Raw genomic sequence first — 11,282 nt, forward strand, 5'->3', positions numbered from 1 at the left:
CGCGGGGTCCACCCCCCCCCCCCCCCCCCCCCCCCCGGGGGGGGGGGGGGGGGGGGGCCCGCTTTTCGCTGTCCTGGACCGCCGGGCGCACACGGCACCCGGCGGCACACGGGCGGACCCGGTCGCCGGACTCCGGTCAGCGGGCCTCGACCGGCACGAAGTCGCGCTCGACCTCGCCCGTGTAGATCTGGCGCGGACGGCCGATGCGGGAGCCGGGCTCCTTGATCATCTCGGTCCACTGGGCGATCCAGCCGGGCAGCCGGCCGATCGCGAAGAGCACCGTGAACATCTCGGTCGGGAAGCCCATGGCGCGGTAGATCAGGCCCGTGTAGAAGTCCACGTTCGGGTAGAGCTTGCGCTCGACGAAGTAGTCGTCGGCGAGCGCGTGCTCCTCCAGCTTGAGCGCGATGTCGAGCAGCTCGTCGGACTTGCCGAGCGCCGAGAGGACATCGTGCGCCGCCGCCTTGATGATCTTCGCCCGGGGGTCGAAGTTCTTGTAGACGCGGTGGCCGAAGCCCATCAGCTTGACGCCGTCTTCCTTGTTCTTCACCTTGCGGATGAAGGTGTCGACGTCGCTGCCGCTGGCCCTGATGCCTTCCAGCATCTCCAGCACGGACGCGTTGGCGCCGCCGTGCAGGGGACCCCACAGGGCGTTGATGCCCGCGGAGATCGAGGCGAACATGTTCGCCTGCGAGGAGCCGACGAGGCGCACGGTGGACGTCGAGCAGTTCTGCTCGTGGTCCGCGTGCAGGATGAACAGCTTGTCCAGCGCGGAGACGACGACCGGGTCGAGGTCGTACTCCTGGGCCGGGACGGAGAAGGTCATCCGCAGGAAGTTCTCGACGTACCCGAGGTCGTTGCGCGGGTAGACGAACGGGTGGCCGACCGACTTCTTGTAGGCGTAGGCGGCGATCGTCGGCAGCTTGGCGAGCAGCCGGATCGTCGACAGGTCGCGCTGGCGCTCGTCGAACGGGTTGTGGCTGTCCTGGTAGAACGTCGACAGCGCGCTGACCACGGAGGACAGCATCGCCATCGGGTGGGCGTCCTTGGGGAAGCCGTCGTAGAACCGCTTGACATCCTCGTGGAGCAGGGTGTGCCGGGTGATCTCGCTCTTGAACGCGGCGAGCTCGTCCACGGTCGGCAGTTCACCGTTGATCAGCAGGTAGGCCACCTCGACGAAGCTGGACCGCTCGGCCAGCTGCTCGATGGGGTAGCCGCGGTATCGCAGGATGCCCTGCTCGCCGTCCAGATAGGTGATCCCGGACTGGTAGGCGGCGGTATTGCCGTAACCGCTGTCCAGGGTCACCAGACCGGTCTGGTTGCGGAGCTTGCCGATGTCGAAGCCCTTGTCACCGACGGTGCTGTCGATCACCGGGTAGGTGTACTCGCCATCGCCGTACCGCAGTACTACCGCGTCGTTGTCGCGTTTGTCGCTCACGTCATCCCTCACCGACGTAGTGCCTCTTCTTCGAGGTGCCCTGATGTCCCTACCATCCCCCATTTGGCGCAGGAAGGTGCACTCGGGGTCGACCATTGGGCTCATTGGCGGCACTCAGTGCCGCCAACTTCCTCATCCTGCCCCCTTCGCCCTGGTTCCGGAAGTCCTACGTGATGTTTCATACCCCGACGGCCCGGGCTCCGAGGCGGTGGTCGAGCGCCGTGAACCTGCGACCGGCGGAGACGGACCGCACGGCCTGGGCCACCGCCTGCCGGGAGCCGACGAGGACGACCAGTTTCTTCGCGCGCGTGACCGCCGTGTAGAGCAGATTGCGCTGGAGCATCATCCACGCGCTCCTGGTGACGGGGATGACGACCGCGGGGTACTCGCTGCCCTGCGACCGGTGGATCGTGACCGCGTACGCGTGGGACAGCTCGTCCAGCTCGTCGAAGTCGTAGGGCACTTCCTCGTCCTCGTCGGTCAGCACGGTCAGCCGCTGGTCGTCCTGGTCGATGGCCGTGACGACCCCGACCGTGCCGTTGAAGACGCCGTTCTCCCCCTTCTCGTAGTTGTTCCTGATCTGGGTGACCTTGTCGCCGACCCGGAAGACCCGGCCGCCGATCCGCTTCTCCGGCAGGTCGGGCCGGGCCGGCGTGATCGCCTGCTGGAGCAGGCCGTTGAGCACGCCGGCGCCCGCGGGCCCCCGGTGCATGGGGGCGAGCACCTGGATGTCCCTGCGCGGGTCGAGCCCGAACTTCGCGGGGATGCGGCGCGCCGCCACGTCCACCGTCAGGCGCCCCGCGTCCTCCGTCTCCTCCTCCACGAACAGGAAGAAGTCACCGAGCCCCCGCGTCACGGGCGGAAGGCCCTCGTTGATCCGGTGCGCGTTGGTGACCACCCCCGACTTCTGGGCCTGCCGGAAGATCCGCGTGAGCCGGACGCGGGGCACCGGGCCGCCCTCGGCGAGCAGGTCCCGCAGGACCTCGCCCGCGCCGACGGACGGCAGCTGGTCCACGTCCCCGACGAGGAGCAGGTGGGCGCCCGGCGGAACCGCCTTCACCAGCTTGTTGGCCAGCAGCAGGTCCAGCATCGACGCCTCGTCCACCACGACCAGGTCGGCGTCGAGCGGGCGGTCCGCGTCGTACGCGGCGTCGCCGCCCGGCTTGAGTTCGAGCAGCCGGTGCACGGTGGACGCCTCCGCGCCGGTCAGCTCGGCGAGCCGCTTGGCGGCGCGCCCGGTCGGCGCGGCGAGCACCACCGTCGCCTTCTTGGCCCGCGCGAGCTCGACGATCGAGCGGACCGTGAAGGACTTTCCGCAGCCGGGGCCGCCGGTGAGCACGGCGACCTTCTCGGTGAGCGCGAGCCGGACCGCCTGCTCCTGCTCCGGGGCCAGCGAGGCTCCCGTACGCCCCGCGAGCCAGTGCAGGGCCCTGTCCCACGCGACGTCCCGGAAGGCGGGCATCCGGTCCTCGTCCGCGCGCAGCAGGCGGCGCAGCCGGCCCGCGAGGGACAGCTCCGCGCGGTGGAACGGGACGAGGTAGACCGCCGTGACCTCCTCCCCGCCGGGTCCCGGCACCCGTTCCCGCACGACGCCCTCCTCGTCGGCGGCGAGTTCGGCGAGGCACTCGATGACCAGGCCCGTGTCGACCTGGAGCAGCTTCACCCCGTCGGCGATCAGCTGGTCCTCGGGCAGGAAGCAGTGCCCCTGGTCGGTGGACTGCGACAGCGCGTACTGGAGACCGGCCTTGACGCGCTCCGGGCTGTCGTGCGGTATGCCGACGGACTGGGCGATCTTGTCGGCGGTGAGGAAGCCGATGCCCCAGACGTCGGCCGCGAGGCGGTACGGCTCGTGCCGGACGACGGAGATCGACGCGTCCCCGTACTTCTTGTAGATGCGCACGGCGATGGACGTGGAGACACCGACCCCCTGGAGGAAGACCATGACCTCCTTGATGGCCTTCTGCTCCTCCCAGGCGGCCGTGATCTTCCTGGTCCGCTTGGGGCCGAGCCCCGGCACCTCGATCAGGCGGCCCGGCTCCTGTTCGATGACGTCCAGGGTGTCGAGACCGAAGTGGGTGACGATGCGGTCGGCGAAGACGGGGCCGATGCCCTTGACGAGGCCGGAGCCGAGATAGCGGCGGATGCCCTGGATCGTGGCGGGCAGCGTGACCCGGTAGTTGTCGACGGTGAACTGCTTGCCGTACTGGGGGTGGGAGCCCCAGTGCCCCTCCATGCGCAGGGACTCGCCGGGCTGGGCGCCGAGCAGCGCGCCCACGACGGTCAGCAGGTCACCGCCGCGCCCGGTATCGACGCGCGCGACCGTGTACCCCGTGTCCTCGTTGGCGTACGTGATCCGTTCGAGCACGGCTTCGAGTACGGCGAGGGGGCGGGGCTGCGTGGCCTGCTGAGGCGTACGGCTGGACATGTCCCCGACGTTATCCCCCGTCGCCCGCGCTCCGCCGGGCCTGTGGACAACCCGGAGAACCCGCCGGACCGACGCCGTGTCACCGACAGCCCGGCGGGCGCAACTCCCCGCGCCCCGGCCGCGATCCGCGTTCCCGACCGGCCTTGCAAAAAGTAAACGGTACGGTAGAGTTTACATCACGAGGGATCAACCGAGGAGATGGCACATGACCACGCACAGCACGGCAGAGGCCGCGGTCCGGCGTTTCTACGAAGCACTGGGCACCGGCGACCTGGCCCTGGTCGACGAGGCACTGGCACAGGACTGGGAAGCGATTCCGGCCATGCGGACCGGCCCCGGGCCCGACGGCTGGAAGGCGGGCATCACGCACCTGCGCGGTGTGTTCGCCGACCTCAGCGTCACCATCGAGGACGTCGTCGCGGCCGGGGACCGGGTGGCGGTGCGCGCGGTGGCCCGAGGCGTCCACCGGGGCGAGTTGCTGGGTGTTCCGGGGTCGGGGCGCGAGGTCGAGTTCAGGGCGGCGGACTTCCACCGGGTCGTGGACGGCCGGATCGTCCAGAGCTGGCACCTGGAGGACTACTTCGGCCTCGCCGGCCAGCTGGGGCTCACGTTCTCCCCGTGACACCGCCCGCTCAGGTCAGGCACCGCCACGCCGTGACGCACCGCACGCCGTGGCGCCACGGGCCCAGGACCCGGCAGCGCACGTCGCGGGCCCAGGAGACCCGGCACCGCACGCCGCGGGCCAGGCACCGCCACCTCCTGGCGCACCGCACGCCGCGGGTCCAGGAGACCCGGCACCCCACGTCAAGGCATCACGGACCCAGCCCCGGCCCGCACACGAGAACACCCCGGACTCAGCTGGAGAAGGCATGGCACTCGCACTCGCAGGAAAGACCGCGCTGGTCACCGGGGCCGCGCGGGGAATCGGCCACGCGTACTGCCGGCGGCTCGCCGCCGACGGCGCCCATGTCGTGGCGGTCGACATCGCCCCGGCGGACAACCTCGCGGAACTCCCGGGCGACGGGGTCAAGATGGGGCTCGTCTGTGACGTCGGCCGGCCCGAGCAGATCCGTGCCGCCGCCGACACCGTCATCGAGCGTTTCGGCCGCTGCGACATCCTGGTCAACAACGCGGCGATCTTTCCGCGCACCGAACTCGCCGGCATGACCGTCGAGTTGTGGCGGAAGGTCCAAGCCGTCAATGTCGAGGCCGTGCTGCTGTTCGCCCAGGCACTCTCCCCCGGCATGAGAGCGGCCGGGTGGGGGCGCATCGTCAACACCGGTTCCGGTGTCACACTGCTTCCGGTCCGCGACCTCGCGTACCTGACCAGCAAGGGGAGTGTGCACGCCCTGACCCGGGCCCTCGCCAACGAGCTGGGGGACAGCGGGATCACCGTCAACGCGATCGCGCCCAGCGTCGTACCCACCGAGGGCTTCATGGGGCGCGCCCGCGGCGGCGGACCGACCGCCGAGGACGTCATCGCCCGCACCGTGTCGACGCAGACGGTCAAACGCGCCTCGGTCCCCGACGACCTGGGCGACGCCCTCGGCTTCCTGGTCTCCGACCGGGCCGGCTTCATCACCGGCCAGATCCTCCACGTGGACGGCGGGGCGACCAGGACCGGCGCCTGAGAGCGGGGGCCACGCCGCGGAACGGGGGCCGGGGGGATGTCCCCGCCCCCGGCCGGCGTGTTCCGGGCGGACGTCCTACAGGACGTGCCGTACGTAGCGCTCCGCGACGTCGCGCAGGAGCTCCTCGCCGTCCCGCGCCCACAGGTCGTCGTTGAACAGCTCCACCTCGATCGGGCCGGTGAACCCGGTCGCGTCCACGCGTTCCCGCCACTTCCGCAGATCCACCGACCCGTCGCCGATGAGCCCGCGGCCGTTGAGGACGCCCGCGGGCAGCGGGGTGACCCAGTCGGCCAGCTGGAAGGAGCAGATCCGGCCCAGCGCGCCCGCGCGCGCCGCCGCCGTGGGCGCGCGGTCGTCCCACCAGATGTGGTACGTGTCCACGACCACACCCACCTGCTCGGCGGGGAACCGCTCGGCGAGCGCGAGCGCCTGGTCGAGTGTCGAGACGACACACCGGTCGGACGCGAACATCGGGTGCAGCGGCTCGATCGCGAGCCGTACGCCCCGCTCCCCCGCGTACGGGGCGAGTTCGCCGAGCGCGTCCGCGATGCGTTCCCGCGCGGCGCCCAAGTCCCTCTCGCCGGGCGGCAGTCCGCCCGAGACCAGGACCAGTGTGTCGGTGCCGAGCGCCACGCACTCGTCGACGGCGGCCCGGTTGTCGTCGAGGGCCGCGGCGCGGGCGTCCGGTTCTGCGGCGGTGAGGAAGCCGCCCCGGCACAGGGTGGTGACGCGCAGCCCTGCGTCCCGTACGAGCTCCGCGGCGGCGCCGAGCCCGTACTCCTGGACCGGCGCGCGCCACAGGCCGACGCCTCCGATGCCGAACCGCACGCAGGCGTCGGCCAGTTCGGGCAGGGACAGCTGTTTGACGGTCATCTGGTTGATGCTGAAGCGGCTCAGGTCGCCCGCGACTCGTTCGCTCACTGGGCCACCCCGTAGACGTGCAGCAGGCTCCGCATGCGGGCGGCGGCCGACGACGGGTCGGGGAACAGGCCGAGTGTGTCTGCGAGTTCGTACGCGCGCGCCAGGTGCGGCAGGGAGCGGGCCGCCTGCTGGTGGCCCACCATCGCGAAGTGGTCCTGGTGCCCTGCCAGCCAGGCCAGGAACACCACACCGGTCTTGTAGAAGCGGGTCGGTGCCTGGAACAGGTGCCGCGACAGCTCCACACTCGGGTCGAGCAGCTCCCGGAAACCCTTCACATCGCCCGTGTCGAGCACCCGCAGCGCCGCCGCCGCCAGCGGTGCCAGCGGGTCGAAGACGCCCAGCAGCGCGTGGCTGAAGCCGCGTTCGTCGCCCGCGATCAGCTCGGGGTAGTTGAAGTCGTCGCCGGTGTAGCAGCGCACGCCCTCCGGCAGGCGGCGGCGCACGTCGATCTCGCGCTCCGCGTCGAGGAGCGAGATCTTGATGCCGTCGACCTTGTCCGGGTGGTCGGCGATGACCTGGAGGAACGTGCTGGTGGCCGTGTCGAGGTCGCCGCTGCCCCAGTAGCCTTCGAGCGCCGGGTCGAACATCGGGCCGAGCCAGTGCAGGATCACCGGCCGGTCCGCCTGCCGCAGCAGGTGCGCGTACGTCTCCAGATAGGCGTCGGGGCCGCCGGCCGCCGCCGCGAGCGCGCGGGACGCCATCAGGATCGCCTGCGCGCCGGTCTCCTCGACAAGGGCGAGCTGCTCCTCGTACGCGGCCGTCACCTCGGCCAGCGAGTGCTCCCCCGGAGCCAGTTGGTCGGTGCCGACGCCGCAGGCGATGCGCCCGCCGACGGCCTCCGCCTCGGCGGCCGACCTGCGGATCAGCTCGGCGGCGCCCGCCCAGTCGAGCCCCATGCCGCGCTGTGCGGTGTCCATGGCCTCCGCGACGCCGAGGCCCCGCGCCCACAGATGGCGGCGGAAGGCGAGCGTCGCGTCCCAGTCGAGGGCCGCGGGCGCATCGGGGGTGGTGTCGGCGCGGGGGTCGGCGACGACGTGCGCCGCCGAGAAGACCGTACGGGAGACGGCGGGCGGGGCCCCGGCGCCCGCGGCGCCGCCGCCGCTCCCGGAGGTGAGGAAGTCGGCGGGCGCGGTGCGGTGGGTGTACGTGCGCACGCCGCCGCCCGCGTCCGGCAGCCGCAGGGACGTAGGGCTCACAGCGTCAGCTCCGGAACGTCGAGGCGGCGGCCCTCCGCGTGCGACCTCAGGCCCAGTTCGGCGAGCTGCACACCGCGCGCCCCCGCCAGCAGGTCCCAGGCGAACGGCTCGTCCAGCGCCACATGGCGCAGGAACAGCTCCCACTCCGCCTTGAAGCCGTTGTCGAACTCCGTGTTGTCGGGGACCTCCTGCCACTGCTCGCGGAACGCGTAGGTGGCGGGCAGATCGGGGTTCCACACCGGCTTCGGTGTCGTACTCCGGTGCTGTGCACGGCAGTTGCGCAGGCCCGCGACGGCCGAGCCGTGCGTGCCGTCGACCTGGAACTCGACCAGCTCGTCGCGGTTGACCCGCACCGCCCAGGACGAGTTGATCTGGGCCACCGCGCCGCCCTCCAGCTGGAAGATGCCGTACGCCGCGTCGTCGGCGGTCGCCTCGTACGTCCTGCCCCGCTCGTCCACCCGCTGCGGGATGTGCGTGGTGACGTGCGCCTGGACGGCGGTGACCCGGCCGAACAGGTCGTGCAGGACGTACTCCCAGTGCGGGAACATGTCGACGGTGATGCCGCCGCCGTCCTGCGCCCGGTAGTTCCACGACGGCCGCTGGGCCTCCTGCCAGTCGCCCTCGAAGACCCAATACCCGAACTCGCCCCGGATCGACAGAATCCGGCCGAAGAAGCCGCCGTCGATGAGGCGCTTCAGCTTCAGCAGGCCCGGCAGGAAGATCTTGTCCTGGACCACACCGTGCTTGACGCCCGCGCGGTCGGCGAGGCGTGCGAGGTCCAGCGCGCCTTCGAGGTCCGTCGCGGTGGGCTTCTCGATGTAGATGTGCTTGCCCGCCGCGATCGCCTTCTTGACGGACTCGACACGCGCGGAGGTCACCTGGGCGTCGAAGTAGATCTCGACGGAGTCGTCCGCGAGGACCGTGTCGAGGTCCGTGGACCACTCGGTCAGGCCGTGGCGGCGGGCGATGTCCTCAAGGGCGTGCTCGCGCCGCCCGACGAGGACCGGCTCGGGCCACAGCGTGTCGCCGCCCGCCAGGTCCAGCCCGCCCTGTTCCCGGATGGCGAGGACGGAACGCAGCAGGTGCTGCCGGTATCCCATCCGTCCCGTGACGCCGTTCATGGCGATCCGGACTGTTCTGCGTCCCACGAAGTTCCCTCCATACCGCACTAGCAAGCGCTTTCTACAGCTATGAAACTAACCTGCGGCGCGGGTCCGGACAAGAGCGGGACCGCGATCGGGCGCCACCGGGTGGCCGATCGGCCCCCGTTTGCCCCTGTCCCGACCGGTCCCGCGGGCCGGCGGGGAGGCAGCCGGTCGCAGGCGCCGCGCGCCGATCGACCACAATCGGCAGCGGCGGGAACCATGCCCGCGGACCACGTACGAGCAAGCGGAGGAAAGCGATGACAGTCACCCTGGCGGATGTGGCGGCCCGCGCCCGGGTGTCACCCGCCACCGTCTCCCGCGTACTGAACGGCAACTACCCGGTGGCCGCGGCCACCAGGGACCGCGTGCTGCGCGCCGTCGACGAGCTCGACTACGTGCTCAACGGCCCCGCGAGCTCGCTCGCCGCCGCCACCTCCGACCTGGTGGGCATCCTCGTCAACGACATCGCGGACCCGTTCTTCGGGATCATGGCCGGGGCGGCGCAGAGCGAGATCGGCGGCCAGGACCCGGGCGGCGGGGCGGGCCCCGGACGTGCGGGGAGCCAGAAGCTGGCCGTCGTGTGCAACACCGGCGGGTCGCCCGAACGCGAACTGACGTACCTGACACTGCTCCAGCGCCAGCGCGCGGCGGCGGTGATCCTCACCGGCGGCGCGCTGGAGGACCCGGACCACAGCGCGGCCATGACGGCGAAGCTCGGACGCCTGGTGGAGGCGGGCACGCGCGTGGTGCTGTGCGGGCGCCCGCCGCTCCCCGAGGGCGAGGCCGCCATCGCCGCGCTCGCCTTCGACAACCGCGGTGGCGGGCGGCGCCTGACGGAGCACCTGCTGGCGCTCGGGCACCGCACGATCGGGTACGTGGCCGGGCCTCTGGAGCGCACGACGACGCGCCACCGCCTTGAGGGCCACAGGGACGCGCTGCGGGCCGCGGGCGTGCCCGGCGCCGACGACGGGTCCGGCCGGGGGCCGTTGACGCTGCACGGCCCCTACACGCGGCGATCGGGTTACGAGGCGACGCTCGAACTGCTGCGCAGGGAGCCCGGCCTGACCGCCCTCGTGGCGGCGAACGACACGGTGGCGCTCGGCGCCTGCGCGGCGGTGCGCGACCAGGGCCTGCGCATCCCGCAGGACGTGTCGGTCGCGGGCTTCGACGACCTGCCCTTCTCGGTGGACGCGGTGCCCGCGCTGACGACCGTACGGCTGCCGCTCCAGGAGGCGGGCGCGCGGGCCGGCCGGCTGGCGATGGGCACGGAGGCGCCGCCGCCCGGCGGGATCGCGACGATCGCGGCGGAGCTGATGGCGCGCGCGTCGACCGCGCCGCCGAGAAGCTGACGGGCGACGGTTCCCCGGGGCGGACGATTCCCCGGGGCCGGTCCGGGCAGGCTGTGCGTGCGGGTCCTGGACAGGCCGGATGCGGCCGGCAGCCGATGGGCGGCGGCAGGTGGCTCGTGGCCGGTGGCTCGTGGCCGGTGACCGCCGGCAAGCGGCAAGTGGCCGAAACCGTGGCCGACGACTGAGAGGAACACACTCGTGAAGCTCGCCTTCTCGACCCTGGGCGTACCCGGCATGCCGATCCCCGAGGTGGCCGAACTGGCGGTGTCGGCCGGCTACCAGGGCGTCGAACTGCGCGGCCACCCCGAGGAACCCGTGCACCCGGGCCTCGGTGCGGCCGAACGCGCCTCTGTGGTCAAGGAGTTCGCGCGCGCCGGGGTGGAGATCCTCACGGTCGCCGGATACGCGCGCGCGGCCGATGTCACCGTGCCGGACAGCGCGTTCCGGGACGAGGTCGACGGCCTGCTGCGGCTCGCGCGGGACCTCGGCGCCTCGTACGTACGAGTCTTCCCCGGCGGCGGCGACACGGGCGGCCAGGAGGCCGACGACACGGCGGCGCGCCGCCTGGGCGCCGCGGCCGAGGCCGCCGCGGACCACGGTGTGCGCATCCTGCTGGAGACGCACGACTCACACCGCAGGGGCGTGGACGCCGAGCGGGTGGTGGCGGCGGTCGGCCATCCGCAGGTCGGCGTGGTGTGGGACCTCATGCACACCTGGCTCGGCGGCGAACCACCGGAGGTGACGCGCGCGACACTGGGCCCCTACCTCGGGTACGTGCAGGTCAAGGACATCGCCTCGGCGGAAGACACCACACCGCTGGCGCTGGGCGCCGGGGTACTGCCGCTGGGCGAGTGCCTCGGCACACTGTCGGACGACACATGGGTGTGCTGGGAGTACGAGAAGCGGTGGTACGAGGGCGCCGCCGCGCTGCCCCCGCTGCTGGCGCCGGGACGGGCCCATCTGGAGGGGCTCCTCGGACACTGAGCCCTCGGACACTGAGCCGCCGCGCGGTGTGTTCGCGGAACGCGTCCGCCGGGCAGTGTGTTCGCGGAACGCCTCCGGTATGCGGTCTGTTCGCGGAACGCGTCCAGCGTGCCGCGGCGCGGGGGGGGGGGGGGGGGGGGGGGGGGGGGGGGGGGGGGGGGGGGGGGGGGGGGGGGGGGGGGGGGGGGGGGGG

Annotated in this window: 9 protein-coding genes; 4 read left to right on the forward strand and 5 right to left on the reverse strand. The window is 72.2% G+C overall.

The window, feature by feature from the left end:
• Positions 1-136: 136 nt before the first annotated feature.
• Both LCE31_RS18045 and recD2 read right to left on the reverse strand, forming a co-directional pair.
• Positions 137-1,450: a citrate synthase gene (locus tag LCE31_RS18045; protein WP_225015371.1), complete on the reverse strand. Its 1,314-nt coding sequence runs from the start codon at positions 1,448-1,450 to the stop codon at positions 137-139.
• 166 nt (positions 1,451-1,616) lie between these two features.
• Complete coding sequence (gene recD2 / locus LCE31_RS18050; RefSeq protein WP_225015373.1) at positions 1,617-3,863, reverse strand: SF1B family DNA helicase RecD2; 2,247 nt, start codon at positions 3,861-3,863, stop codon at positions 1,617-1,619.
• 205 nt (positions 3,864-4,068) lie between these two features.
• On the opposite strand from recD2, the gene LCE31_RS18055 reads away from it, so the two are divergent.
• A complete protein-coding gene (locus LCE31_RS18055; protein ID WP_225015375.1) occupies positions 4,069-4,485 on the forward strand; it encodes an ester cyclase in 417 nt (138 codons plus the stop codon).
• A 247-nt stretch (positions 4,486-4,732) separates the two neighbouring features.
• Positions 4,733-5,494, forward strand: coding sequence for an SDR family NAD(P)-dependent oxidoreductase (locus tag LCE31_RS18060; protein WP_225015376.1), 762 nt, complete (start codon positions 4,733-4,735; stop codon positions 5,492-5,494).
• A 75-nt stretch (positions 5,495-5,569) separates the two neighbouring features.
• Here LCE31_RS18060 and LCE31_RS18065 read toward each other — a convergent pair whose 3' ends face one another.
• From LCE31_RS18065 to LCE31_RS18075, 3 genes are read right to left on the reverse strand one after another with little or no spacing between them, the layout of a single operon-like run.
• On the reverse strand, positions 5,570-6,367 hold the full coding sequence (locus tag LCE31_RS18065; RefSeq protein ID WP_225015387.1) for a sugar phosphate isomerase/epimerase family protein: 798 nt from the start codon (positions 6,365-6,367) through the stop codon (positions 5,570-5,572).
• A 44-nt stretch (positions 6,368-6,411) separates the two neighbouring features.
• Positions 6,412-7,611: a dihydrodipicolinate synthase family protein gene (locus LCE31_RS18070; RefSeq protein WP_225015378.1), complete on the reverse strand. Its 1,200-nt coding sequence runs from the start codon at positions 7,609-7,611 to the stop codon at positions 6,412-6,414.
• A complete protein-coding gene (locus tag LCE31_RS18075; protein WP_225015380.1) occupies positions 7,608-8,759 on the reverse strand; it encodes a Gfo/Idh/MocA family protein in 1,152 nt (383 codons plus the stop codon). Before LCE31_RS18075 ends, LCE31_RS18070 begins: the two co-directional genes overlap by 4 nt.
• Positions 8,760-9,013: 254 nt before the next feature.
• Between LCE31_RS18075 and LCE31_RS18080 the strand changes: the two genes are divergently transcribed.
• Both LCE31_RS18080 and LCE31_RS18085 read left to right on the forward strand, forming a co-directional pair.
• Positions 9,014-10,105, forward strand: coding sequence for a LacI family DNA-binding transcriptional regulator (locus LCE31_RS18080; protein WP_225015382.1), 1,092 nt, complete (start codon positions 9,014-9,016; stop codon positions 10,103-10,105).
• A gap of 198 nt (positions 10,106-10,303) precedes the next feature.
• Positions 10,304-11,089 (forward strand): sugar phosphate isomerase/epimerase family protein, encoded by a 786-nt coding sequence (locus LCE31_RS18085; protein ID WP_225015385.1) that lies wholly within the window; start codon positions 10,304-10,306, stop codon positions 11,087-11,089.
• Positions 11,090-11,282 lie beyond the last annotated feature (193 nt).

Origin of the sequence: Streptomyces sp. 8L (assembly GCF_020176795.1) — a bacterium.
Taxonomy (GTDB): Bacteria; Actinomycetota; Actinomycetes; order Streptomycetales; family Streptomycetaceae; genus Streptomyces.